The sequence below is a fragment of the Rhodococcus sp. SJ-2 genome (assembly GCF_053750035.1).
Window position 1 is genome coordinate 5572186 of the sequence record NZ_CM132340.1, and the last position, 24434, is coordinate 5596619.

The window sequence follows — 24434 nt, forward strand, 5'->3', positions numbered from 1 at the left end:
AGCGGGCCGATTCACGAACCCGCCCACGGGTCTTCGTCGAACCACGGGTCTTCGTCGAGCCACGGATTCTCGTCGAGCACCGCCTTCATCGTGAGATCCCAGCTACGAGTGCTGCGGTCGAGGAAGGCATTATGCCCTTCCCCCGGCACCTCCCACAGCACCACCCGGTCGCCGGCAGCGCCCGCGGCGGTCGCGTAGGCACGGCTGGCAGCCACCGGAACCTGCAGGTCCTCGCTGCCGTGGATGCATACCGTGGGCACGCAGGTCGGTACCCGATGCAGCGGCGAAGCATCGCGATAGACCTGCGGGTCGTCCGCATAGGACACTCCGAAGAGGGCTTCGAGTGCGGCGCCCCCACCGCGGGCGGCGGCTCGGGACGCGAGGTCGAGTGCCCCGGCCTGGGAGATCACGCGGCTCGGCCGCACTGGGCATTCCCGCTGCCCCGCCACCCACAGCGCGAGTTGGGCACCTGCGGAATGCCCGACGAGCCGGACATCGCCGGTATCGAGCGGAATCGGCGACGCTTCGGGCAGCAACGTCCGGGTCGCGGCGAGCGCAGCCTCGATGTCTGCGCTCGTTTCCGGCCAGGCCCCGCCGGCGCCGACCCGGCGGTATTCGACGTTCCACGCGGCCACCCCTCGCCGAGCGAGTTCCGCGCCCAACGTCGTCGCCAGATTGAGGTGGAAGTCGGCGCTCCAATAGCCGCCGTGAATCAGCATGACCACAGGGACCGGGCCGTCGGTCCCTGGCGGGATGTACAAGTGCCCGAACTGGGCGGGCTCGGAACTGTAGTCGATGCGGATGCGTGGCATATCCAGCATTATCGATCAGCTCAGGGTCGATCAACTCGGGGATCGATCAACTCAGGGGCTGCCTGCCCCAACGATCGGTGAGCACACCCACCGCACCGAGCGCAACGGCAGCGGCGGACGAGGTACGCAATACCGTCGGACCGAGCGACACCGCCGTCGCGCCTGCTGCGACGAGCGCTTCGACCTCCGCATCGTCGAGCCCGCCTTCGGGGCCGACGATGAGAACGAGTTCGGGGGCCTGCGCAAGGGGCAGCGACGAGAACGGGACGGTGGCCGATTCGTGCAGCACCGCGACGACACCACCGCGTTCGACGGTCTCCCGCGCCCGGGAAACGACTTCGGCGGTGCGGTGTAGCGGGCCCACCTCGGGCACGTAGGCCCGACGGGACTGCTTCGCCGCGGCCGTCGCCGCCGCCTTCCACTTCGCCAAACCCTTGTCCGCCTTGGAATCCCATCGCGCGACGCACCGTGACGACTGCCACGGCACGAACCCGTCGGCACCCGCCTCCGTCGCGAGTTCTATGGCAAGTTCCGACCTGTCGGATTTCGGAAGGGCCTGAACCACGGTCACTACCGGGCGCGGCGGTTCGATCATGCCGCGCCGGAGCACGGTGGCCTCGAGTCGGTCCTTGGCCACGGCCGTCACTTCGACGTCGGCGACGCCACCCCTTCCGTCGGAGAACACGAGCCGTTCCCCGACGGGGATGCGACGCACCGTCGCCGCGTGCCTGCCCTCCTTACCGTCGAGGACGGCAAGCGCCCCGATCTCCGGCAGCGGGTCCAAATAGAACAGCGTCGCAGCCACCGTGGTCGCCTAGCGGACGTTGAACGCGTCGCGTAGACGCGAGAACAGCCCCGACGAATGCTGAGACGACTTGGACACGACCTCGACGCGGTCCCGGTCGCTCACCGTCCGGTACTCACCCAGGATTTTGGTCTGCTTGTGGTCGAGTTTGGTCGGCACCACCACTTCGAGGTGTGCGTGCAGATCACCGCGCGCCCCCGAGCGCAGTTTCGGCATGCCGTGCCCTCGGATGACCGACACCGAGCCGGGTTGGGTTCCGGCGTCGACGGTGATGTCGACGGTTCCATCGAGGATCGTGTCGAGGCTCACGGAGGTTCCCAGGGCGGCATCGACCATCGGCACGCGAATGGTGCAGTGCAGGTCGTCGCCGTCGCGGACGAAGATGTCGTGCTGTTGCTCCTGGACCTCGACGTACAGGTCGCCTGCCGGACCGCCGCCCGGACCGACCTCTCCCTGCGCCGCGAGCCGGATGCGCATTCCGTTCCCGACTCCGGCGGGGATCTTCACCGTGATCTCGCGGCGGGCGCGCACGCGGCCGTCGCCGCCGCACTTGTGGCAGGGGTCGGGAATGGTCTCGCCGACACCGCGACATGTGGGGCACGGACGCGAGGTCATGACCTGCCCGAGGAACGAACGCTGCACGGACTGCACTTCACCGGCGCCACCGCAGGTCTCACACCGCACAGGCTTGGAATTGCCGTGAGTGCCGGAACCTGTGCACGAGTCGCACAGAATGGCGGTGTCGACGGTCACGCTTTTGGTGACCCCGCGAGCGCATTCGTCCAGTGTCAGCCGCGTACGCAGCAACGAGTCCGCACCCGGCTGGACACGGCCGCGAGGCCCTCGGGCTCCGCCTCCCCCGCCACCGCCGAAGAACGCCTCGAACACGTCGCCGAGACCACCGAATCCTGCTCCGCCGAATCCGCCCGCACCCGCACCGCCACCCGAAGCGAGCGGGTCGCCTCCGAGATCGACGATGCGCCGCTTCTCCGGGTCGGAGAGCACCTCGTAAGCTGCAGAGATCTCCTGGAAACGCTTCTGCGCCGACTCGTCCGGGTTGACGTCAGGATGGTGCTCGCGTGCCAGCTTGCGATACGCCCGCTTGATCTCCTGGTCGGTCGCATCCTTGGACACGCCGAGCGTCCCGTAGTAGTCCACGTTTGGTTCTCGTCCTTACTTCATCTACACAGAATTGGGCATGCTCAGCGCTCGCCGAGCACCTCACCGATATATCTCGCAACGGTTGCGACCGACGCGATGGTTCCCGGGTAATCCATCCGGGTGGGGCCGAGTACACCGAGCCCACCGAACACCGTCCCTGCCGCACCGTAACCGGTGGACACCACGGAGGTGCTGCGCATCTCGGCGACCTGGGTCTCCTCGCCGATTCGGACGGTGACCCGCCCGGCGTCCTGGCTGGCAGCGAGCAGTTTGAGGACCACCACCTGCTCCTCGAGTGCCTCGAGGACGTTCCGCAACGAACCTGGCATGCCGGGCAGGCCTTCGAAGTCGGCGGCGTTGCGAGTCAAGTTCACGGTACCGCCGAGTACGAGTCGGTCCTCAGGGTGCTCGACGAGAGTTTCCACCAGCACGGTGGCGCAGCGGATCACGACGTCACGAAGGTCTTCCGGTGCGTCCTCGGCAAGTTCGGAGACCGCGATCGATGCAGCGGCGAGCCGCTTGCCGCTCAGCGCGTTGCCGAGCAGATCGCGTAGCCGCACGAGGTCGTCCTCTTCGAGGACGTCGCCGAGTTCGACGATCCGCTGATCGACACGTCCGGAGTCGGTGATGAGCACGAGGAGCAGACGCGCGGGGGTCAGGGCGACCACTTCGAGATGTCGCACGGACGACGACGACAGGGTCGGGTACTGCACCACGGCGACCTGCCGAGTCAGTTGCGCCAGCAGCCTGACCCCACGACGCAGCACATCGTCGAGGTCGACACCGGATTCGAGGAACTGCAGAATCGCGCGACGCTCGGCCGCAGACAGTGGCTTGACCTCGGAGATCCGGTCGACGAACTGCCGGTAGCCTTTATCGGTGGGTACCCGTCCTGAACTGGTGTGCGTCTGCGTTATGTATCCCTCGGCTTCGAGGACCGCCATGTCGTTCCGGACCGTTGCGCTCGACACACCCAGATTGTGACGATCGACAAGTGTCTTCGACCCGATCGGTTCCTTGGTGGACACATAGTCCGCCACGATCGCCCGCAGAACCTGGAATCTCCGTTCCTCGGTGCTCGACATCTGCCCACCTCCGTTCCCCACGTGCATGCCCGAACACGTGCACCTCGCGCGCGATGCACGCGGGCGCAGTGTGCCGTACCCGGTCAGTCTAATCGTGTGGGAACCGAACAGATCCATCCGCCACCCCGTGCGTAGTGTGGGCGCATGATCTTCAAGGGCGTCCGGGACGGAAAGCCGTATCCCGATCACGGCCTGTCGCTGCGCGACTGGTCGAGGATTCCTCCGCGTCAGATTCGCCTCGACGAGATCGTCACCACCACGAAGGTTCTCGAACTCGATCGACTCCTGTCGGAGGACTCGACGTTCTACGGCGACCTGTTTCCTCACGCTGTGCAGTGGAAAGGGGTGCTGTACCTCGAGGACGGACTGCACCGGGCCGTGCAGTCCGCGCTGCGGAACAGGCCGGTACTCCACGCCCGTGTCTTCGACTACGACGCACTCGCCCCGCTCTCGGGAGCAGCCTCGCCCGAGCAAACCGATCCGGCCGGTCCCGAGATCCTCGGCGAGCCCCGGTTTCTCTAGCTCATTCGCGGTCGGTGCCGAGCAGGATGGTCCGCACCACCCCGTCCGCGAGCAACCGGCCGCGGTCGGTGAGAATCAGGTGATCATCGTCGACGACGGCGAGGCCGTCGTCGACGACCGTCCCCGCCGCGACGAGTTCACCGGCGTCCAGTTCTGTCAGTGGAAGTCCGGTGCGCAGGCGCACGGTGAGCATCACCGATTCGGTGTGGATGTCGGCAGCGGTCAGGGTTTCGCTACCGGCAACCGGTAACTGCCCTTCGGCGAGGACACCGGCGTAGCGCCCGGGGTGTTTGACGTTCCACCAGCGCACCCCGCCGACGTGGCTGTGCGCCCCCGGACCCGCCCCCCACCAGTCCCCGCCGTCCCAATAGCCGAGATTATGACCGCATCGTGCCGAATGGTCCTCGGCGCGAGCCCAATTGGAGACCTCGTACCACGTGAGTCCGGCTTCCGCGAGCCGGCGGTCGATGCGTTCGTACCGAGACGCGAGTACGTCGTCGTCGGGCGCGGGAAGTTCACCGCGCCGGACCCGACGGGCCAGTGCAGTTCCGTCCTCGACGATCAGCGCATAGGCCGACACGTGGTCCACACCGGCGCCGAGCACGGCATCGAGCGACGCATCGAGATCGGCATCGGTCTCGCCCGGCGTGCCGTAGATCAGATCCAGGTTGACGTGTCCGAATCCGGCCTCGCGAGCCTCGCGCGCCGCGGCGACGGGTCGGCCCGGAGTGTGCGTGCGGTCGAGCACCGCGAGCACGTGGGAGGCCGCCGACTGCATACCCAGGGAAATGCGGGTGTAGCCGGCGTCGCGGATCCGAGCGAAGAACTCGGGCGACGTCGACTCGGGATTCGATTCGGTGGTCACCTCGGCACCGGGCGCGAGCCCGAACGACGATCGGACCACACTCAGCACGTCGGCAAGTCCGTCGGCACCGAGCAGGGACGGCGTACCACCACCGACGAACACGGTCTCCGCGGCCGGAGTACCGCGGCCGCTGCGGTCGAGCATTGCAGCGCCTGCGTCGAGTTCGCGCCGGAGTCCTTCCATCCACGACTCGGGCGAGGCCGCGGATCCGAGCTCACCCGCGGTATAGGTGTTGAAGTCGCAGTAACCACAGCGGGTCGCGCAGAACGGTACATGCACGTACACGCCGAACGGTCTGCTGCCGACGCCGTCGAGTGCGCTCGCCGGCAGTTCGAACCCGTATCCCGCACCGGGCGCGGTGTGTTCAGCACCGGGCACACTGCGTTCAGCACCGGGCACACCGCCGGTTCTCGTCTCACTCACAGCCTCCAGTGTTCCAGAGAGACGGCGAGCTCCCATCGGCGCAGCGCGCCTACCTCGACATTTCCCCGATTTTTGGTGGAAATACCCTCCGGATTCGGAAACAGCCCCGTGACATGGCACAATGTTCGCCATGACCGGACTCGGAGTGCGACTCGTGGCGCGACGCCACGTCGACCTCAAGCGTGTCTGTGCGTCTTTCTGTCTGCCCTGCGCCGCCTGTCGCTAGTTTTCGGCACCATCCCCGGCACATCCCAGATCCCGCCGGGTCGAGGCGTGTTCGCATGAGGTCAGCCCCCTCGCACCCTCGATCCGGTCCTTCGAATCCAGGAGAACTGCATGTCGTCGACCACCGACGTCGCTCCCCCCGCCGACACGGCACCCCCCGCCCGCCGGCGCTCGGCGAAGCCCGCCAAGCGTCGCGCAGAAGGCCAATGGGCGCTGGGCTACCGCGAGCCGCTCAACCCGAACGAGCAGACCAAGAAGGACGACAACCCGCTCAACGTTCGGCAGCGGATCATCGACTCCTACCAGCACGTCGGATTCGACAACATCGACAAAGCGGATCTCCGCAGCCGCTTCCGCTGGATGGGCCTGTACACACAACGGGCCGAAGGATACGACGGCACGTGGACCGGCGACGACAACGCCGACCTCCTCGAGGCCCCGTACTTCATGATGCGAGTCCGCACCGACGGGGGCGAGCTGAACACCGCGCAGGTGCGCGCGATCGCAGGTATCTCGAAGGATTTCGCGCGCGATACCGCCGACATCACCGACCGCCAGAACATCCAGTTCCATTGGATCGAGATCGAGAACGTGCCGGAGATCTGGCGTCGCCTCGAGGAGGTCGGGCTCGAGACCACCGAGGCCTGCGGCGACTGCCCCCGCGGAATGCTCGGTTCCCCCCTCGCCGGCTTGTCCCCCAACGAGGTGATCGACGCGAGCCCGGCGCTCGCCGAGATCAAGCGCCGCTATATCGGCAACCCCGAGTATTCGAACCTCCCGCGCAAGTTCAAGACTGCGATCTCCGGCCAGCCCGATGTCGTGCACGAGATCAACGACGTCTCCTTCGTCGGCGTCAACCATCCCGAGCACGGCCCGGGCTTCGACCTGTGGGTCGGCGGCGGTCTGTCGACCAATCCGATGCTCGCCGAACGCACCGGTGCGTGGATCCCGCTGGACGAGGTCCCCGATGTGTGGGAGGGCGTCGTCGCGATCTTCCGCGACTACGGCTACCGTCGGCTGCGTTCCAAGGCACGTCTGAAGTTCCTCATCAAGGACTGGGGCATCGAGAAGTTCCGCGAGGTACTCGAGACGGAGTATCTGAAGCGTCCGCTGATCGACGGGCCTGCGCCCGAGACACCGCTCCATCCGATCGACCATGTCGGTCTCACCAAGCAGACCAACGGACTCAACGCGGTCGGATTCTCAGCTGTGTCCGGCCGAGTGTCCGGCACGACCCTCGACGTGATTGCCGACGCGATGGACGAGGCGGGCACAGACTCGCTGCGGCTGACCCCGTACCAGAAGCTGATCGTCGTCAACGTTCCGGAAGACAAGATCGCCGGTCTCGACAGTGCTCTCGAAGCCGTGGGTCTGAGCTCGCGTCCGTCGCGGTGGCGCCGCAACCTGATCGCCTGCACCGGCCTCGAATACTGCAAGCTGTCGTTCACCGAGACCCGGAGCCGGTCTCAGAACCTCGTGCCGGAACTCGAGAAGCGCCTCGCCGAGCTCAATTCCCAGCTCGACGTGCCGATCACGCTCAACTTCAACGGCTGCCCCAACTCCTGCGCGCGCATTCAGATCGCCGATATCGGGTTCAAGGGAATGCTGGTCGACGATGGTGACGGCAACCAGATCGAGGGGTTCCAGGTACACCTCGGTGGCAGCCTCGGGTTCGATATCGGATTCGGTCGCAAGCTGCGTCAGCACCGCATCCTCGCGCACGAGGCCACCGACTACATCGAGCGCATCGTGCGCAATTTCATCAAGCACAGGAACGCAGGCGAACGCTTCGCCGAGTGGGCCGTACGAGCAGATGAGGCGGATCTTCGATGACCACATCGACACACACCACCGACGACCTACGAGAGCTCGCCGCGCAGGGGGCGGCAAACCTCGCAGGTGCGTCGGCTCAGGAATTGCTTCGCTGGACCGAGGACACGTTCGGCGACTCGTACATCGTCGCATCGAACATGCAGGATGGGGTGCTGGTACACCTCGCCGCCCAGATCCACCCCGGCGTCGATGTCCTGTTCCTGGAAACCGGCTACCACTTCGCCGAGACGCTCGGCACTCGTGACGCCGTGGAGCAGGTGTACGGGGTCAACGTGATCAATGCCGCGGCGAAGCAGACCGTTGCCGAGCAAGACGCACTGCTGGGCAAGGATCTGTTCGCCCGTGAGCCCAACGAGTGCTGCCGGCTGCGCAAGGTGGTGCCTCTGAAGGAAACCCTGAGCGGGTATCGCGCGTGGGTCACCGGTATCCGGCGAGTCGAATCGCCGACGCGGGCCAACGCGCCGTTGATCTCGTTCGACGAAGCGTTCGGACTCGTGAAGATCAACCCGATCGCCGCATGGTCCGATGAGGACATGCAGAACTACATCGACGAGCACGGGATTCTCGTCAATCCTCTCGTCGACGAGGGCTACCCGTCCATCGGGTGCGCCCCGTGCACGAACAAGCCACTTCCCGGGGCCGATCCGCGCAGCGGACGCTGGGCCGGCCAAGCCAAGACCGAATGCGGGTTGCACTCCTCATGACACTCATCGATACGAAGTTCGACGAAGAACGAATCAAGCTCGACGGCAACAAGTTCGATACTCTCGACGCCCTCGAGTCCGAAGCGATCCACATCTTCCGCGAAGTTGCAGGCGAGTTCGAGCGTCCCGTGATCCTGTTCTCGGGGGGCAAGGATTCGACCGTTCTGCTGCACCTCGCGCTCAAGGCCTTCTGGCCTGCACCACTGCCTTTCGCGCTGTTGCACGTCGACACCGGCCACAATCTCCCCGAGGTGCTCGCATTCCGCGACCACGTCGTCGAGAAGTACAACCTGCGGCTGCATGTCGCGAGCGTCGAAGAGTACATCTCCGACGGCCGCCTCACCGAGCGGCCCGACGGAATCCGTAACCCCCTGCAGACGGTGCCTCTCCTCGACGCGATCTCCGAGAACCGTTTCGACGCCGTCTTCGGCGGCGCCCGTCGCGATGAGGAACGTGCACGCGCAAAGGAGCGGATCTTTTCGCTGCGCAACGCATTCGGCCAGTGGGATCCCAAGCGCCAGCGCCCCGAGCTGTGGAACCTCTACAACGGCAAGCATGCCCCCGGTGAACAGGTGCGTGTGTTCCCGCTGAGCAATTTCACGGAACTGGACATCTGGCGCTACATCGCACGCGAGAACGTAGAACTCGCGAGCATCTACTACGCGCACGAACGCCCCGTCTACCAGCGCGACGGCATGTGGATGACGCCCGGTGTGTGGGGCGGTCCGAAGGACGACGAAGAGCTGCAGACCCTCTCTGTGCGTTACCGCACGGTGGGCGACGGATCCACGACCGGCGCCGTGCTGTCCGACGCCGCCGACAACGAGGCCATCCTGGCCGAGGTTGCGGCATCGCGCCTGACCGAACGCGGCGCAACACGCGGCGACGACCGAGTTTCCGAAGCGGCCATGGAAGACCGCAAGCGAGAGGGCTACTTCTGATCATGAGCGACCTCCTTCGCCTGGCTACCGCCGGGAGTGTCGACGACGGCAAGTCCACCCTCGTGGGCCGTCTGCTGTACGACACGAAATCCGTTCTGGCCGACCAGATCGATGCCGTGACCCGTGCATCCGTCGACCGTGGCCTCGATACACCCGACCTGTCGCTCCTCGTCGACGGCCTGCGCGCCGAACGGGAGCAGGGCATCACCATCGACGTTGCCTACCGGTACTTCGCCACACCGAAGCGCAGCTTCGTGCTCGCCGACACCCCCGGTCACGTGCAGTACACGCGGAACACTGTGTCCGGCGCCTCCACCGCGCAACTCGTCGTCCTGCTCGTCGACGCACGCAAGGGTGTGATCGAACAGACCCGCAAGCACGCAGCGGTGCTCGCACTTCTCGGCGTGCCCAAACTTGTTCTCGCCGTCAACAAGATCGACCTCGTCGAAGACCCGGCACAGGTCTTCGCCGACATCAGGGACGAATTCACCTCGCTCACGCGCTCACTCGGCTGGGCCGCCGAGGACGTGCAGGAGATTCCCGTGTCGGCGTTGCACGGAGACAACGTCGCCACCCGCTCGCAGAACACCCCGTACTACGACGGTCCGACCCTCATCGAACACCTCGAGTCCGTCCCGGTCGACGCCGATACGCACGGGCGGCACGATGTCGGCCTGCGGTTCGCGGTCCAGTACGTGATCCGGCCCCGCACTGCTCAGTTCCCCGACTATCGCGGCTACGCCGGTCAGATCGGCGCCGGTTCGGTGCGTCCTGGCGATGAGGTCGTGATCCTGCCGTCCGGAATCCGCACGACTGTCGAACGCATCGACACCGCGGACGGCGAACTCGACGTCGCGCACGCCGGCCGGTCGGTGACCCTCATCCTGGCCGATGATGTCGACGTCTCCCGTGGCGATGTCATCGCTGCTCCTGGAGCACCGGAGCCGATCGGCGAATTCGAGGCGACCGTGTGCTGGCTTGCCGAGAAGCCTCTGCGTCCCGGTGCTCGTCTGCTGCTCAAGCACGGCACGCGCACAACGCAGGCAATCGTCGGCACTCTCGAGGAGCGCTTCGACGAGCAGAACCTGACCTCTGTCCCCAACCCGGAATCGTTGGAACTCAACGAGATAGCACGGATCTCGGTGCGCGTCGCTGAACCGATCGCTGCCGACGACTACAAGGTCAACCGCCGCACCGGAAGCTTCCTGCTCATCGATCCGGCCGGTGGCAACACTCTCGCGGCCGGTCTGATCGGGAACGGGTTGTCCGACATCGAACTCGGAGATCACGTTCCCGCATGATCCCGCTGATCGCTGTCGCGCACGGCAGCCGTGACCCGCGCTCTGCGCGGGCCGTGGCTGCCGCGCTCGCAGCGGTCCGCGACCGGCATCCTGAACTCGATGTCCGGCTCGCGTTCCTCGATCTGAACAGCCCGTCGGTCCCGCAGGTCCTCGATGCCGTGGCCGCCGCAGGGCATCGACAGGCTGTCGTCGTTCCGTTGCTGCTCGGCAGCGCGTTCCACGCGCGTATCGATCTTCCGGCTCTGCTCGCGGAATCCGCGATCCGCAACCCCCACCTCGACATCGTGACCTCCGAGATCCTGGGCGACGACGAACTGCTCGTGTCGGCGGCGCGCGACAACATTGTTGCCGCAGGTGTGTCGCGGGACGATCCGGCAGTCGGAGTCGCGCTCTGTGCTGTCGGTTCGCGCCGGGCCGGTGCGAATTCGTCGACCGCGATGGTCACACCGCGCGTATTGGCCGGGACCGAGTGGGGCTCGGGCCGAACATGCTTCGCGACGGCCACCGAGCCGTCCGTGGAAGCGACACTGACGGAACTCTCCCGCGCGGGTGCGCGAACACTCGTGCTCGTGCCCTGGATGCTGGCGCCCGGACTGCTGTGGGATCGGGCGTGCGCCGCAGCCGAATCTCTGCGGGACGTGCACATCGCCGCGACCCTCACCGATCACGCGGCCGTCGGCGACGTGATCGTCGCCCGCTACGTAGCCGCCGTCGCTGCTTCCCGCATGCTCGTCGCCGCCTGACGCAGGTCACACGAGACACGGGCATCCGCCACTGCGAGTGTTCGCGCGGTATTCACCTTCTTCGGCTAGAACGGTAGCTACCCGTCCGTGGGCAACCCGTTCGTCGGGAATCCCGATCCGCGAGGAGAACGCGTGCAGAACGAGCTACGGCACTACATCGACCGTCTCCGCACCGAAGGCTATTCGGTCCGTGACGATCACGGCGAGGATCCCGACCTCATCGACACGCACGGACGCGCGGTCGACACCTGGCGTGAGAACTACCCGTACAAGAAGCGGATGGACCGCGCCACCTACGAGGTCGAGAAGTACCTCCTTCAGATCGAGCTACTGAAGTTCCAGGCGTGGGCGCAGGACAACAAGTCGAAACACATCATCGTGTTCGAAGGCCGCGATGCTGCCGGCAAGGGTGGCACGATCAAGCGCTTCCAGGAGTACATCAATGTTCGGCATGCGCGTGTGGTCGCTTTGAACAAGCCGTCCGACCGCGAGTCCGGTCAGTGGTACATGCAGCGGTACATCGAGCATTTTCCCACCGCGGGCGAGCTCGTGATGTTCGATCGTTCCTGGTACAACCGCGCTGGCGTCGAGCGTGTGATGGGGTTCTGCACTGACGAGGAGTACGAGCGGTTCCTGCGGCAGGTCCCGTTGTTCGAGCAGCTGATCATCGACGCAGGAATCTCCTTGACCAAGTTCTGGTTCTCGGTGACCCAGAACGAGCAGCGCACCCGCTTCGCAATCCGCCAGCTCGATCCCGTCCGTCGATGGAAGCTGTCGGAAATGGACCTCGAATCCCTCGACAAGTGGGATCTGTACACCACTGCGAAGGAAGTGATGTTCCGGCGTACCGATACCGACTACGCGCCGTGGACCACCATCAAGTCCAACGACAAGAAGCGCGCCCGCATCAATGCCATGCGCTTCTTCCTCAACCAGTTCGACTACGAAGACAAGGACAGTCAGGTCGTGTTCGCGGCCGACCCCAAGATCGTGCAGCGCGGAAAGGATGCGGTCGGCGACTGAACGCAGTGCGCGGCGGTGTCGGTCAGGAATCGAGATTCTCGATCGCTGGCGGCCCGATGTGGTCTGTACCACACTGGTGGCAGAGTAAGGAGAGACCACCATGGGCACTACACCGAACAGACGGGGAATCGTGGCCGGCATCGACGGTTCCGACAGTGCGCTCGGTGCGGCGCGCTGGGCCGCATCGATTGCGCTCCGCTTCGGCGAACCTCTTCAACTGACGCACGTCGTGCCGGAACGACCATCGAGCAACGGTGCCGCCGCAGACCGAGCAGGTGACAATGCGCTCGACGCGGCGGAGGCTGCGGTGCGTGCCGCACAACCCGGGGTCGTCGTCGAACGCACCGTCGAGGTGGGCAAGGCTGCACAAGCCCTCGTCGAGATGTCGAACACCGCACGCATGATCGTGCTCGGCCACACCACCACGAGCGAGCTGCAGTCCATGTTCGCGCGATCCGATGTGGTGCACACAGCCAACCACGCACACTGTCCGGTCGTATCATGGCGCGGCGAGCCGGGCCCAAGCGAACTCGATGGCAAACCTATCGTGCTGGGGGTCGACGGCAGCTCACTGAGCGCGGGAGCCATCGACCACGCTTTCGAGATCGCGGACAAGACCGGGGCACCGCTGACCGCGGTGCACACCTGGACGGAGCAGTCCACCCTCACCTACGGCGAGGGGTCACGGTTCACGGACTGGGACGCCTACCAGGAGCACCGGACCGCGGAACTTGCAGAGAGCCTGGCCGGCCACCGTGAGAAACATCCCGACGTCGAGATCACGTACAGCGTCGAGCGCGGCAAACCCGACGTGATGCTTCTCGAACATTCCGCGCACGCGCAGCTGGTGGTCGTCGGTAGTCACGGCCGCAGCACCATCGCGTCCGCGCTGCTCGGCTCGACCAGCCAGAATCTGATCCACCACTCGATGTGCCCAGTCCTCATCTGCCGTAGCTGAGAATCCCTGCTAGTCGGCGCTCACCACAACGGGCTCACCGGGCGCGCCGGTGACCTGCGCGTACACCGTATCTCCGGCCTTCAGACCGAGCGCACGCGCATCGCCCCGCGTGGTCTGTGCGATGAAGGGTTCGCCGGTGGCTGCGTTCGTCAGCTCGACGCGCACCTCGAATCCGAGATGCACCACCCGCTCGACGGTGGCGCGTGCGACACCGAGCTCCTCCGTGCCGGACGCCTGCGCGACCTCGAGTCCGGGTTCGTGACCGAGCCTGATGTCGTGCGGCCGCACGAGCCTGCCGTTGAACTTCGAGACGTTCCCGAGAAACGACATCACGAAGTCGTTCTCCGGGCGGTCGTAGAGATCCTCCGGCGTGCCGACCTGCTCGATCCGTCCTCGGTTCATCACGGCGATGCGGTCGGCGACATCCAGCGCTTCCTCCTGGTCGTGCGTGACCAGAACAGTGGTCACGTGAACCTCGTCATGGAGTCGGCGCAGCCAGGTCCGCAGGTCGGCGCGTACCTTCGCGTCGAGCGCGCCGAACGGCTCATCGAGTAGGAGCACCTGAGGGTCCACCGCCAGAGCACGGGCGAGCGCCATGCGCTGCCGCTGCCCGCCCGAGAGCTGAGCGGGGTACCGATGCTGGAATCCGTCCAGGCCTACGACCTGGAGGAGTTCGTCGACCTTCGCCGTGATCTGCCGCTTCGGGAGCTTGCGGATCTTCGGACCGAACGCGACGTTCTCGCGAACCGTCATATGCTTGAAAGCAGCGTAATGCTGGAACACGAAGCCGATCCCACGTTTCTGCGGTGATACGTGCGTGACATCGTTGCCCGCGATGCGGACGGTGCCGCCGTCGAGGGATTCGAGCCCGGCGATCGATCGCAGCAGCGTCGATTTACCCGAGCCGGACGGACCGAGCAGGGCCGTCAACGAGCCGGGCGGGATGTCGAGTGAGACGTCCTCGAGCGCGGAGAAGTCGCCGTAACTCTTGAACGCCCCGGTAACGGTGATCATGCTTTGGTGCTCCTCTTGCGGTCGAGCAATGTCATCAGCAGCAGAACCAGCACTGCGATGGCCATGAGCAGGGTGGCCGCGCTGTACGCGCCGAAAGTGTTGTGGTCGTCGATGTAGCGAGCATGGACGAGCAACGTGAGGGTCTGAGATACCCCGGGAAACCCGGACGAAACCATGATGACCGCACCGAACTCACCGAGCGCGCGGGCGACGGTGAGGACGATGCCGTACGTCAGTCCCCAGCGGATTGCCGGCAGGGTGATTCGCCGGAACGTCTGCCACTTGCCTGCACCCAGAGTCGCGGCGGCCTGCTCCTGTTCCTCACCGATCTCGTAGAGGACAGGTTCGACCTCGCGTACCACGAACGGCAAAGTGACGAAGATCGTCGCGATGACCATGCCCGGCAGTCCGAAAATCACTCTGAATCCCAAGGATTCGAGCCCACCGAACCAGCCGCCCGCACCCCACAGCATGATCAGCGCGACACCGACGACGATCGGCGACACCGCGAACGGTAAATCCACGACGGACTGCAGAAGTCCGCGTCCCGGGAATCGTCCGCGCACGAGTGCGAGCGCAACGACGATGCCGAACACGACATTGACGGGGACGACGATCGCGACGATGAGCAACGACAGGTTGAGCGCGGAGATCGCTGCGGGCGTCGAGATCGAGTCGACGAACGCCATCACACCGTTCTCGAAGGTGCGGTAGAGGATGATACCGATCGGTACGACCAGCAGTACCACCAAATAGCCCAGAGCGATCACACGCAGCGAGATACGCGAGAGCGGAGAGAGTTTCACGCGTCGTTCTCCTCACGGACACGACCGCGGTTCGCGACGAGCCGCAGCACGAACAGTGCCACGAACGCGATGAGCAGCAGTGCCACCGAGACCGCCGCGGCGTTGACGGGCCGGTCGATCTCGATCTGCTGCTGAATGTACTGCGATGCCACCTGAGTCCGGCCGGGAATGTTCCCTCCGATCAGCACGATCGAGCCGTACTCCCCGATTGCGCGGGCGAACGCGAGCCCGACTCCGCCGAGGACCGCGGGCGCCAGAGTCGGCAGCACCACGGTCCGGAAAGTCGTGAAGTTGTCGGCACCGAGTGATGCCGCGGCCTCCTCGACCTCTCGGTCTGCCTCGATCAGGACGGGTTGAACCGATCGCACCACGAACGGCAGCGTAACGAACGCAAGCGCAACGACCAGACCGGGCTGTGTCGCGTTGAGCTGGAGACCGACGGGGCTCTGCGGTCCGTACAGCGCGAGCAGCACGATGCTCGCCACGATCGTGGGAAGAGCGAACGGCAGGTCGATCAGTGCGTTGACGATCTTCTTGCCCGGAAACTCGTCCCGTACGAGTACCCACGCGATCAATGTGCCCATCACCGCGTTGATCAACGCCACCACGATCGACACGGTAACCGTGACGCGAAGGGTGGCCAGCGCATTCGGTGCGGTTACGGCGTCCCAGAAGCCACCGAAGCCTTCCGAGAAGGCTTCGGTGGCCAGGGCCGCGAGTGGCAGCAGGACGATGATGCTCAGCCACAGGGTGGCGATGCCGATCCCGAGCGGGCCTACGGCACCGGTTACTTTCGCGGCGGTTCGCCCACGCTGCTTCGGGACGGGCGCTTCTACTGGAGTACTCACGGTCGGGTTCTTCTGCTTCCGGCTCTATTTCGTTGCGTTGTCGTAGATCACGGCGATGGCGCCGGTGCCTTCGGCGAAGAGCTCGTCATCGACGGCACTCCATCCACCGAGGTCGTCGATCGTCCACAACGTTTCGGGTTCCGGGAAGTCCGCGGCGAATTCTTCTGCAACGGCAGGATCGACGGGCCGGAATCCGGCTTCACCCCACAGACGCTGGGCTTCCTCTGTATAGAGGAAGTCGAGGAATGCCTGGGCCTTTTCCGCGTTCGCTGAATCGTTGATCACCGCAGCCGGGTTCTCGATCTTGAAGGTCACCGGCGGCGTCACATGCTCGACCGGATCGCCGTTGCGCTCTATGAACAGTGCCTCGTTCTCGTAGCTGAGCAGCACGTCGCCGGTGCCCTGCAGGAACGTTTCGGTGGCCTCACGACCGGACTTGGGCTGCACTTTCACGTGGTCCTGGACGAGGGCCGTCACGTAGTCGAGCCCGGCCTGCTGGTCCTGACCGCCGTTGCTCTTCGCAGCGTAGGGGGCAAGCAGGTTCCACTTCGCCGATCCCGAGCTGAACGGGTTCGGTGTAACGACCTCGACGTCATCACGCAGCAGGTCGTCCCAGGTCCGGATGTTCTTGGGATTGCCCTCACGCACCACGATCGTCACCACGGAACCGAACGGCAGGCCCTTGTCTGCGCCGGTATTCCAGCCCTCGTCGACGAGACCCGCGTCGACGAGTCGCGTGATGTCGGGTTCGACGGAAAAATTCACGAAATCGGCGGCGGCGCCATCGCGCACCTTGCGAGACTGGTCGCCTGAGGGGCCGTAGGACTGCTGGAACACGACTCCTTCACCTGCGTCGGTCTCCTGGAATGCCGGGATCAACAGGTCGAAACCGGTCTTCGGCACCGCGTACGCATACAGGTTTACGGTGCCTCCGGAACCGTCGGCGCCCGTATCACCACCGACGGTATCGCTGGCTCCGCCACCCGAGCACGCGGTCAAGAAGGTGGACGTCGCGACGGCGAGCGCCGCCAGTCCGAGAAATGTGGAACGAATCGTCATCGTGGGTGCCTCCTGCAGGCTGTTCCGGACGGAACAGAGCGGACAGATCTGGGATTCGGGGAATCGGGGTCGATGTCATCGCGAGACCGCAGTAACGGTCGCCCGCCTCACAGAATCGGGCAGGGCACAGCACTCGCCTGAAGCCAGTCCACTGGAGAAACGACGACAGACGACACCACGGGGTCGCGAACCCGGTTGCCGGTGCGGTGGAACCGCTGACATCGGCGCGGGTGGATCAGCGACAACAACAGTCGATGTCGGCAACAGACGGCATGCCCACAGCAATCAACGCCAATTCGTGGCGTGCGCTGGGCAATGCGTTTGCAGACACTCGGGAGACTTTAGCAGAGCATGAACGGGTGTCCAGCAGGAAGTTCTCGACGCCGGAGTTCTACAGCGTCAGCAACCACGCGACGACTACGAGAACGAGAAGCGCGATGAGCGCCAGGGTCACTCGCGAGCGTGGCATGTCAACAATCCTCCGTGTTCGGTGCCGATGGTGCTGCTTCTCCGTTCCGTGGAGACGGTCCGGGTTCGCCTCGTCCCACCGCAGCGAAACCCGTGGCGATCACGCGGTCGAGCATCCAGGCCACCGCACCACCCAGCGGCACCATCACGATCAGCACCAAAGCGGCCTGGGGCACGAACGACAGGCCCGTGAGCCACAGTTCGAACCCGTCCCACCACGATGCCGCCCGTTCCATCCCGTCCACTGTAGTGCGTCCGGTCATTTGCCCTGCGTCACACCCGCGCCGCACCGATCATGGAGAGATGACCTCCGCCGCGCACACACCGTCATCCCTGCCGAGCCGCACACCGTTCCCTCCGATCGGCGACTACGGGTTCCTGTCGGACTGCCAGACGTCATGTCTGGTTGCGCGCGACGGTTCGGTCGAATGGTTGTGCGTGCCGCGTCCCGATTCACCGAGTGTGTTCGGCTCACTGCTCGATCGGAGCGCAGGTCACTTCCGCATCGGGCCGCACGACCGGTCGGTGCCCGCGGCCCGCCGGTATCTTCCAGGTGGTGTCGTGCTGGAGACGACGTGGCAGACCGAGACCGGTTGGATCGTCGTCCGTGACGCACTGGCGATGGGACCGTGGTACGACCTTCACCGACGCTCCGCCATCCAACGGAGGACTCCATCCGATTGGGAGGCCGAGCACATTCTCCTGCGCACCGTTCGGTGCGTCAATGGCACGGTCGAACTGAACATGAGTTGCGAACCCGCGTTCGATTACCATCGCGGCGGCACGCAGTGGGAGTACACCGGCGACGTGTACGAGGAGGCGACGGCCGTGTGCGCGGACGCACCGGACGAACACCCGCGCCTGCGTCTGACCTCCAATATGCGCCTCGGCATCGAGGGCCGGGAAGCGCGTGCCCGGACCCGCATGAGAAAAGGTGACACCGTCTTCGTCGCCCTGTCGTGGGGCGATCCGGCGCCGCCGCGCACCTTCGAGGAAGCCGCCACGAAAATGCTCACGACGCAGGACTACTGGCGCGAGTGGGTCACGACCGGCAGGTTCCCCGATCACCCGTGGCGCACCTACCTCGAACGCAGCGCACTGACCCTCAAGGGGCTGACGTATTCCCCGACCGGCGCTCTCCTCGCGGCCGCCACCACCTCTCTTCCGGAAACACCTGGAGGTGAACGCAATTGGGACTACAGATACGCTTGGGTGCGCGACTCCACCTTTGCCCTGTGGGGCCTGTACACACTGGGTCTCGATCGCGAGGCCGACGACTTCTTCTCGTTCATCCTCGAGGTGTCCCAGGGCGCCGACGGCAAGGACCACCATCCCCTACAGGTCATGTACGGGGTCGGGGGCGAGCGCGTACTGGAGGAATCGCAACTCGACCATCTGAGCGGCTACAACAATGCCAGACCCGTACGTATCGGCAACGACGCATACCGGCAACGCCAGCACGACGTGTGGGGGGCCCTCCTCGACTCGGTGTATCTACACGTGAAGTCGCGTGAGCAGATACCGGAATCTCTGTGGCCGCTGCTCAGCAGCCAGGTGGAGCAGGCGGTCGCGCACTGGCGGGAACCCGATCGCGGGATATGGGAAGTGCGCGGCGAGCCCCAGCATTTCACCTCGTCGAAGGTGATGTGCTGGGTCGCACTGGACCGCGGCGCCAAGCTCGCCGAGATGCACGGCCAACCCGACCACGCGGCGCGCTGGTCGGCAGTCGCCGACGAGATCAAATCGGACATCCTCGAGCACGGTGTCGACGAACGCGGTGCTTTCACTCAGCGGTACGGCGATCCGGCACTCGACGCGTCGAACCTGCTGATTCCGTTGCTCCGATTCCTCCCGCCCGATGATCCGCGAGTGCGCGCAACGGTACTCGCGATCGCGGACGAACTGACCGAGCACGGTCTCGTGCTGCGCTATCGGGTCGAAGACACCGACGACGGACTTTCCGGAGAGGAGGGAACGTTCACCATCTGCTCGTTCTGGCTGGTGTCCGCACTCGTCGAGATCGGTGAGGTGGAACGGGCGTCGATGCTGTGCGGACGATTACTCGATTTCGCGAGCCCGCTGAAGCTGTATGCCGAGGAAATCGACCCCGCTACCGGGCAGCACCTGGGCAACTTCCCCCAGGCTTTCACCCATCTCGCTCAGATCAATGCGATCGTGCACGTCATCCGTGCCGAACAACGCACCGAGTCAGGAGAATTCAAGCCCGCGCACGCGCGGCACTGAGCTCGTCACGAAGCGGCGACGGCCTCGAGCTGCGGGCGGAGTTCGTCGAGTGCGTACTGCATCGACAACGACGAAGGAAGGTTGAACGCGACGACGGTGGGATAATCGACCACAGCCAGTCCGCCGTTCGCCACCGACGGCAGCTGATCGAACCCTGGCAGGGCCATGAGATCTGCTTCGGTCCCGCCGTTGGGAAGGATGACCAGCAGGTCTGCGACAAGTGCGTCGACGCGTTCGGGGCTGAGCGTCACGCGTCCGAAGGCAACACCGGCCTCCTCGACGAGCGCCGGCGGCAGGGTCATGCCCAGTTGCTCGAAGAGCACGGACGCGCCGTCGGATGGATCGGCGACGGCAACGAATTGCCGCTCCGCGAACATGAACTGGGCCAGGACTGCGGTCTTGCCTTCGAGCCCGGGGAGCGCGTACTCGTCGATCTCGGCGTTCCGCTCGGCGATGATCTGCTCGGCGTCGTCGGTGCGGTCCAACAGTGTCCCCAGGGCTCGGAGCTGGTCGGCCCAGTTGTCGACACCCGTCTCTCCGAGCGGGGCGACCGTGGGCGCCACTTCGGTGAGGGTGTCGTACGCATCGGCGGAGGCGATCTGCCAGTTCCCGAGAATCAGGTCGGGCTCGAGCGCTGCGATCGGTTCGATCGGCAGTGGCCCCTGCATCAACGACGAGTTTCCGCCCGTGAGGTCGACGGCATCCTCCGAGACCTCGCTCTGCCACGGGTACAGGCCACGCTCGTCGCCCTCGGACCCCGCGCTGAGGTAGCCGACAGGCTGGACACCGAGTTCGAGGAGTGCGTCGACCCATTGGGTCGATGTCGCAACGATGCGTTCCGGGGTGTCCTCCACGACCGTTGTTCCGAAAGTATGCTCGATGCTGACACTTTCGGAGACCTCGGCGGATTCGGTGTCGTCGGCGCTCGAACACCCCGCCACCCCGAATCCGACAAGAACAGCTACGGCACACGCAGACAGGGAACGCACACGCATCGAAGACGCCTCTCAACATTAGGTGAGGCACACCTTAACCCGTCGGCGCTCCGAATGGGAACAGTGTCAGCGGAAACGGCCGAGCAACTCTTCTGCCTGCGCGCCGATATCACGGATGACGTCGCCGGCCGGCCGCTGTGCTCGGACGAGCCCTGCGGCTTCGCCTGCATAGACGACTCCGATATCAGGGTCGTCGCCTGCGTACTCGTCGGCAAGGGTCTGCTCGTCCGCCCCACGGCCATGCCATGTCTCGGTGAAGCTGTTGACCAGGGCGCGGCCGCCCCACCGGGCGGGCCACGGCTGGTGGCGGGCCTTGTCGAACACATCGGTGTACACGGTGTCGGTGCTTCCGGCCGCGATCAACCGAGCGCGTGCATAATCCGGTCCCACAGTTTCCGGGCTGGCAAGCAGAGCCGTCCCCACCAGGGCACCTGCTCCCCCGGACGCGAGCACGGCGGCAAGCCCGCGACCCGACGCGATGCCCCCCGCGGCGAGTACCGGAAGTCCGGTGGACTCGAGCACTTCCTGCAGCAATGGCAATGTCCCGATCCTCCCGGTGTGGCCACCGGCCTCGTGACCTTGCGCCACCACCGCGTCGACTCCCGCGGCCTCGACCACTCGAAGATCCTCGAGGGTGTTGATCTGGGAGATCACGGTGGCACCGGCGTCGTGAACCCGTTGCACATACGGAGCGGGGTCCCCGAACGACAGAGCAACCACCTGGGGACGGTGCTCGAGGACCGCGCCCAGAAGCGAATCGTCGTCGTGCAGCGACCACGTCATGAGACCGAAGCCGAGAAGCCCGCCGCCGATCTCGCGTGCCGTCCGGGCTTGCTGCTCGAGCCACTCGGCGTTGTTGTATCTCGCCGCTCCGATCAGTCCCAGGCCCCCGGCCTTGGTGACCTCACCGGCGAGAGCTCCACCGGCCCGTCCACCCATCGGCGCCCCCACGAGCGGAATCGTGATTCCGAATTCACGTGTCAGCCAGGTCTCGAGCACGATGGGTCCTTTCGCCGAGCGGTTACTTCTTGGGCTTGTCCGAGGACGCCTCCGACGACAAGGCCGCAACGAATGCTTCCTGCGGCACGTCGACGCGACCGATCGTCTTCATGCGCTTCTTGCCTTCCTTCTGCTTCTCGAGCAGCTTGCGCTTACGGCTGATGTCGCCGCCGTAGCACTTGGCGAGCACATCCTTGCGGATAGCGCGAATGTTCTCGCGCGCAATGATCTTCGATCCGATGGCGGCCTGTACGGGCACCTCGAACTGCTGGCGTGGGATGAGTTCCTTGAGCTTGGTCGTCATCTTGTTGCCGTACGCTGCTGCGGCGTCCTTGTGCACGATCGCACTGAAGGCGTCGACCGCTTCTCCCTGCAGCAAGATGTCGACCTTGACCAGGGCCGCTTCCTGTTCACCCGCTTCCTCGTAGTCCATGCTCGCGTATCCGCGCGTGCGCGACTTGAGGGAGTCGAAGAAGTCGAAGATGATCTCGGCCATCGGCAGGGTGTAGCGCAACTCCACGCGGGTCTCGGACAGATAGTCCATGCCCCCGAGCTCACCGCGCCGTGACTGGCACAGCTCCATGATCGAGCCGATGAACTCGCTCGGCGCGATGATCGTGCACTTGACGATGGGCTCGTAGATCTCGCGGGCCTTGCCTTCGGGCCAGACCGACGGGTTGGTGACGATGACCTCCTCACCACCCTCGAGGACGACGCGGTACACCACGTTCGGGGCAGTGGAGATCAGGTTGAGCCCGAATTCGCGTTCGAGCCGCTCACGGGAGATCTCCATGTGCAGCAGACCGAGGAATCCACACCGGAATCCGAAGCCCAACGCAACGGAGGTCTCGGGTTCATAGGTGAGCGCGGCGTCGTTGAGCTGGAGCTTGTCGAGGGCGTCGCGCAGTACCGGGTAATCGGAACCGTCCACGGGGTACAGGCCGGAATAGACCATGGGCCGCGGTTCGCGGTAGCCGGTGAGCGGCTCCGAGGCTCCACCGCGCGCGAGCGTCACCGTGTCGCCCACCTTCGACTGGCGCACGTCCTTCACGCCCGTGATCAGGTAGCCGACCTCGCCGACACCGAGGCCGGTCGTCGCTTTCGGCTCCGGTGACACGATGCCGACCTCGAGCAGTTCGTGGGTCGTACCGGTCGACATCATCTTGATCTTCTCGCGCGGCATGATCTTGCCGTCGACGACGCGAACGTAGGTGACGACACCGCGGTAGGTGTCGTACACCGAGTCGAAGATCATCGCGCGGGCAGGTGCATCGGAATCACCGACAGGCGCGGGTATCTGCCGGATCACCTCGTCGATCAGCTCGGGGACTCCTTCGCCGGTCTTACCGGAGACACGCAGGACGTCGGAGGGTTCGCATCCGATGATGTTGGCTATCTCACCCGCGTACCGATCGGGATCGGCGGCGGGCAGATCGATCTTGTTGAGAACCGGAATGATCGTGAGGTCCTTGTCGAGTGCGAGGTAGAGATTCGCCAAGGTCTGCGCCTCGATTCCCTGTGCGGCATCGACGAGCAGCACGGCTCCCTCACATGCCTCGAGCGCGCGCGAGACCTCGTAGGTGAAGTCGACGTGGCCAGGTGTGTCGATCAGGTGCATGACGTAATCTTCACCGTCGAGTTTCCACGGCAGGCGCACGTTCTGCGCCTTGATCGTGATGCCGCGTTCACGCTCGATATCCATCCGGTCGAGGTACTGGGCGCGCATCTGCCGTTCCTCGACCACGCCGGTGAGCTGCAGCATCCGGTCCGCCAACGTCGACTTGCCGTGGTCGATGTGCGCGATGATGCAGAAGTTCCGGATCTTCGCGGGATCCGTGAAGGTGGTGTCGGCGAACGTGGTGATGTCGTGCTCCTGACTCGGGCCGGCAGCGGCCTGGGGCCGCGGTCATCTTGAAGAATATCCAAGACTCGCAATCGCCGGGTCGTCGGCTGTGCCGACAGGTGGGTACCGCGTGCGCACCCGCACGGCTGCTCATGCGCGGGAAGCGTGGTTACACTGGCCGATCGTGGCTGGCAAGTGGATGGAAATGGGCAAGCAACTCGGGCGTCTTGCGGTCGAACACGGCCCACGGCTGTACAAGCAGTTGCAGCAGTCGGGAGCACTCGACCGCGCGAAGGGCACACTGGCTCAGGACTCCGGCCGGGCTGCGCCCGTACCTGTTCCGGGTCGCCCCGTGGCTTCTCGCACCACCCCGACGGCGCAGCGTGCGCGCACGATCGAGTACTCGCCCGATCTCGACGGAAATGCCGATCCCGGCGAGATCGTCTGGACGTGGGTGGAGTACGAAGAAGATGCGAGCCAAGGCAAGGACCGTCCCGTCCTCGTCGTGGGACGCGAAGGTTCGACGCTGCTCGGCCTGATGCTCTCGTCCAACGGCGACCGCGACGGACACCCCGATTGGGTCGGGATCGGCACAGGCCCGTGGGATCGCGAGAACCGACCGAGCTGGATCCGACTCGATCGCATCCTGGATGTTCCGGAAGACGGCATCCGCCGCGAAGGCGCGATCCTCGAGCGTTCCCGTTTCGATCGGGTCGCATCACGCCTCCGCGCGGATTTCGACTGGACGTAGAAAGCC

The 24434-nt window shown here is 65.2% G+C and carries 24 protein-coding genes; 10 read left to right on the top strand and 14 right to left on the bottom strand.

The window, feature by feature from the left end; all coding sequences use genetic code 11:
- Positions 1–11 precede the first annotated feature (11 nt).
- Genes ACSYG9_RS26030 through hrcA form a run of 4 tightly spaced genes read right to left on the bottom strand, consistent with a single transcriptional unit; the run spans position 12 to position 3863 of the window.
- Complete coding sequence (locus tag ACSYG9_RS26030; RefSeq protein WP_454840482.1) at positions 12–812, bottom strand: alpha/beta hydrolase family protein; 801 nt, start codon at positions 810–812, stop codon at positions 12–14.
- Between the two features lie 46 nt (positions 813–858).
- Complete coding sequence (locus ACSYG9_RS26035) at positions 859–1617, bottom strand: 16S rRNA (uracil(1498)-N(3))-methyltransferase (RefSeq protein ID WP_454840484.1); 759 nt, start codon at positions 1615–1617, stop codon at positions 859–861.
- A gap of 9 nt (positions 1618–1626) precedes the next feature.
- On the bottom strand, positions 1627–2775 hold the full coding sequence (gene dnaJ / locus ACSYG9_RS26040; RefSeq protein ID WP_440125152.1) for a molecular chaperone DnaJ: 1149 nt from the start codon (positions 2773–2775) through the stop codon (positions 1627–1629).
- Between the two features lie 44 nt (positions 2776–2819).
- Positions 2820–3863 (bottom strand): heat-inducible transcriptional repressor HrcA, encoded by a 1044-nt coding sequence (hrcA, locus tag ACSYG9_RS26045; protein ID WP_440125153.1) that lies wholly within the window; start codon positions 3861–3863, stop codon positions 2820–2822.
- Between the two features lie 144 nt (positions 3864–4007).
- Between hrcA and ACSYG9_RS26050 the strand changes: the two genes are divergently transcribed.
- The gene (locus ACSYG9_RS26050; RefSeq protein WP_440125154.1) at positions 4008–4385 is read left to right on the top strand and encodes a type II toxin-antitoxin system VapB family antitoxin; all 378 of its coding nucleotides are present in this window, start codon (positions 4008–4010) and stop codon (positions 4383–4385) included.
- Between the two features lies 1 nt (position 4386).
- Here ACSYG9_RS26050 and hemW read toward each other — a convergent pair whose 3' ends face one another.
- The gene (gene hemW / locus ACSYG9_RS26055; RefSeq protein ID WP_454843043.1) at positions 4387–5628 is read right to left on the bottom strand and encodes a radical SAM family heme chaperone HemW; all 1242 of its coding nucleotides are present in this window, start codon (positions 5626–5628) and stop codon (positions 4387–4389) included.
- A 381-nt stretch (positions 5629–6009) separates the two neighbouring features.
- Between hemW and ACSYG9_RS26060 the strand changes: the two genes are divergently transcribed.
- From ACSYG9_RS26060 to ACSYG9_RS26090, 7 genes are all read left to right on the top strand, one after another.
- The gene (locus ACSYG9_RS26060; RefSeq protein WP_454840486.1) at positions 6010–7731 is read left to right on the top strand and encodes a nitrite/sulfite reductase; all 1722 of its coding nucleotides are present in this window, start codon (positions 6010–6012) and stop codon (positions 7729–7731) included.
- The gene (locus tag ACSYG9_RS26065; RefSeq protein ID WP_440125156.1) at positions 7728–8435 is read left to right on the top strand and encodes a phosphoadenylyl-sulfate reductase; all 708 of its coding nucleotides are present in this window, start codon (positions 7728–7730) and stop codon (positions 8433–8435) included. Before ACSYG9_RS26060 ends, ACSYG9_RS26065 begins: the two co-directional genes overlap by 4 nt.
- The gene (gene cysD, locus ACSYG9_RS26070) at positions 8432–9376 is read left to right on the top strand and encodes a sulfate adenylyltransferase subunit CysD (RefSeq protein ID WP_440125157.1); all 945 of its coding nucleotides are present in this window, start codon (positions 8432–8434) and stop codon (positions 9374–9376) included. Before ACSYG9_RS26065 ends, cysD begins: the two co-directional genes overlap by 4 nt.
- A gap of 2 nt (positions 9377–9378) precedes the next feature.
- Positions 9379–10677 carry a GTP-binding protein gene (locus tag ACSYG9_RS26075; protein WP_440125158.1) on the top strand — a complete coding sequence of 433 codons (1299 nt, stop codon included), beginning with the start codon at positions 9379–9381 and terminating at the stop codon, positions 10675–10677.
- Complete coding sequence (locus tag ACSYG9_RS26080; RefSeq protein WP_440125159.1) at positions 10674–11420, top strand: CbiX/SirB N-terminal domain-containing protein; 747 nt, start codon at positions 10674–10676, stop codon at positions 11418–11420. The genes ACSYG9_RS26075 and ACSYG9_RS26080 overlap by 4 nt, the downstream gene beginning before the upstream one ends.
- A 132-nt stretch (positions 11421–11552) precedes the next feature.
- On the top strand, positions 11553–12443 hold the full coding sequence (gene ppk2, locus ACSYG9_RS26085) for a polyphosphate kinase 2 (RefSeq protein WP_440125160.1): 891 nt from the start codon (positions 11553–11555) through the stop codon (positions 12441–12443).
- Positions 12444–12543: 100 nt separating this feature from the next.
- A complete protein-coding gene (locus ACSYG9_RS26090) occupies positions 12544–13401 on the top strand; it encodes a universal stress protein (protein WP_440125161.1) in 858 nt (285 codons plus the stop codon).
- A 9-nt stretch (positions 13402–13410) separates the two neighbouring features.
- Here ACSYG9_RS26090 and ACSYG9_RS26095 read toward each other — a convergent pair whose 3' ends face one another.
- The 6 genes from ACSYG9_RS26095 to ACSYG9_RS26120 all read right to left on the bottom strand — a co-directional run bounded on the left by ACSYG9_RS26095 (position 13411) and on the right by ACSYG9_RS26120 (position 17832).
- The gene (locus ACSYG9_RS26095) at positions 13411–14415 is read right to left on the bottom strand and encodes a TOBE-like domain-containing protein (RefSeq protein WP_440125162.1); all 1005 of its coding nucleotides are present in this window, start codon (positions 14413–14415) and stop codon (positions 13411–13413) included.
- Complete coding sequence (gene cysW, locus ACSYG9_RS26100; RefSeq protein ID WP_440125163.1) at positions 14412–15221, bottom strand: sulfate ABC transporter permease subunit CysW; 810 nt, start codon at positions 15219–15221, stop codon at positions 14412–14414. Before cysW ends, ACSYG9_RS26095 begins: the two co-directional genes overlap by 4 nt.
- On the bottom strand, positions 15218–16069 hold the full coding sequence (gene cysT / locus ACSYG9_RS26105; protein ID WP_454840490.1) for a sulfate ABC transporter permease subunit CysT: 852 nt from the start codon (positions 16067–16069) through the stop codon (positions 15218–15220). Before cysT ends, cysW begins: the two co-directional genes overlap by 4 nt.
- A gap of 24 nt (positions 16070–16093) precedes the next feature.
- Positions 16094–17128: a sulfate ABC transporter substrate-binding protein gene (locus ACSYG9_RS26110; RefSeq protein WP_454840492.1), complete on the bottom strand. Its 1035-nt coding sequence runs from the start codon at positions 17126–17128 to the stop codon at positions 16094–16096.
- A gap of 235 nt (positions 17129–17363) precedes the next feature.
- Positions 17364–17459, bottom strand: coding sequence for an Ms4533A family Cys-rich leader peptide (locus ACSYG9_RS26115; RefSeq protein ID WP_374229841.1), 96 nt, complete (start codon positions 17457–17459; stop codon positions 17364–17366).
- Positions 17460–17598: 139 nt separating this feature from the next.
- Positions 17599–17832 carry a hypothetical protein gene (locus ACSYG9_RS26120; protein WP_454840493.1) on the bottom strand — a complete coding sequence of 78 codons (234 nt, stop codon included), beginning with the start codon at positions 17830–17832 and terminating at the stop codon, positions 17599–17601.
- 67 nt (positions 17833–17899) lie between these two features.
- Here ACSYG9_RS26120 and ACSYG9_RS26125 point away from each other — a divergent pair, with 67 nt between their 5' ends.
- Complete coding sequence (locus ACSYG9_RS26125; protein WP_440125167.1) at positions 17900–19840, top strand: glycoside hydrolase family 15 protein; 1941 nt, start codon at positions 17900–17902, stop codon at positions 19838–19840.
- A gap of 5 nt (positions 19841–19845) precedes the next feature.
- On the opposite strand, the gene ACSYG9_RS26130 is transcribed toward ACSYG9_RS26125, so the two are convergent.
- The 3 genes from ACSYG9_RS26130 to lepA all read right to left on the bottom strand — a co-directional run bounded on the left by ACSYG9_RS26130 (position 19846) and on the right by lepA (position 23698).
- Positions 19846–20835 (bottom strand): ABC transporter substrate-binding protein, encoded by a 990-nt coding sequence (locus ACSYG9_RS26130; RefSeq protein ID WP_454840495.1) that lies wholly within the window; start codon positions 20833–20835, stop codon positions 19846–19848.
- Positions 20836–20901: 66 nt separating this feature from the next.
- Complete coding sequence (locus tag ACSYG9_RS26135) at positions 20902–21834, bottom strand: nitronate monooxygenase (protein ID WP_440125169.1); 933 nt, start codon at positions 21832–21834, stop codon at positions 20902–20904.
- A gap of 22 nt (positions 21835–21856) precedes the next feature.
- Positions 21857–23698 carry a translation elongation factor 4 gene (gene lepA / locus ACSYG9_RS26140; RefSeq protein ID WP_454843044.1) on the bottom strand — a complete coding sequence of 614 codons (1842 nt, stop codon included), beginning with the start codon at positions 23696–23698 and terminating at the stop codon, positions 21857–21859.
- A 163-nt stretch (positions 23699–23861) separates the two neighbouring features.
- Here lepA and ACSYG9_RS26145 point away from each other — a divergent pair, with 163 nt between their 5' ends.
- Positions 23862–24428, top strand: a complete 567-nt coding sequence (locus tag ACSYG9_RS26145; RefSeq protein ID WP_454840497.1) for a type II toxin-antitoxin system PemK/MazF family toxin — start codon at positions 23862–23864, stop codon at positions 24426–24428.
- The last annotated feature ends 6 nt before the right edge of the window (positions 24429–24434 follow it).

Bases quoted from the DNA above. Each gene is read 5' to 3' on its own strand.
- ACSYG9_RS26050 (WP_440125154.1), top strand. From the start codon at position 4,008: ATGATCTTCAAGGGCGTCCGGGACGGAAAGCCGTATCCCGATCACGGC.
- ACSYG9_RS26080 (WP_440125159.1), top strand. From the start codon at position 10,674: ATGATCCCGCTGATCGCTGTCGCGCACGGCAGCCGTGACCCGCGCTCT.
- ACSYG9_RS26110 (WP_454840492.1), bottom strand. From the start codon at position 17,128: ATGACGATTCGTTCCACATTTCTCGGACTGGCGGCGCTCGCCGTCGCG.
- ACSYG9_RS26125 (WP_440125167.1), top strand. From the start codon at position 17,900: ATGACCTCCGCCGCGCACACACCGTCATCCCTGCCGAGCCGCACACCG.
- ACSYG9_RS26090 (WP_440125161.1), top strand. From the start codon at position 12,544: ATGGGCACTACACCGAACAGACGGGGAATCGTGGCCGGCATCGACGGT.
- hrcA (WP_440125153.1), bottom strand. From the start codon at position 3,863: ATGTCGAGCACCGAGGAACGGAGATTCCAGGTTCTGCGGGCGATCGTG.
- ACSYG9_RS26120 (WP_454840493.1), bottom strand. From the start codon at position 17,832: ATGGAACGGGCGGCATCGTGGTGGGACGGGTTCGAACTGTGGCTCACG.
- ACSYG9_RS26060 (WP_454840486.1), top strand. From the start codon at position 6,010: ATGTCGTCGACCACCGACGTCGCTCCCCCCGCCGACACGGCACCCCCC.
- cysD (WP_440125157.1), top strand. From the start codon at position 8,432: ATGACACTCATCGATACGAAGTTCGACGAAGAACGAATCAAGCTCGAC.
- ACSYG9_RS26130 (WP_454840495.1), bottom strand. From the start codon at position 20,835: ATGCGTGTGCGTTCCCTGTCTGCGTGTGCCGTAGCTGTTCTTGTCGGA.
- ACSYG9_RS26095 (WP_440125162.1), bottom strand. From the start codon at position 14,415: ATGATCACCGTTACCGGGGCGTTCAAGAGTTACGGCGACTTCTCCGCG.
- ACSYG9_RS26075 (WP_440125158.1), top strand. From the start codon at position 9,379: ATGAGCGACCTCCTTCGCCTGGCTACCGCCGGGAGTGTCGACGACGGC.
- ACSYG9_RS26065 (WP_440125156.1), top strand. From the start codon at position 7,728: ATGACCACATCGACACACACCACCGACGACCTACGAGAGCTCGCCGCG.
- ACSYG9_RS26030 (WP_454840482.1), bottom strand. From the start codon at position 812: ATGCCACGCATCCGCATCGACTACAGTTCCGAGCCCGCCCAGTTCGGG.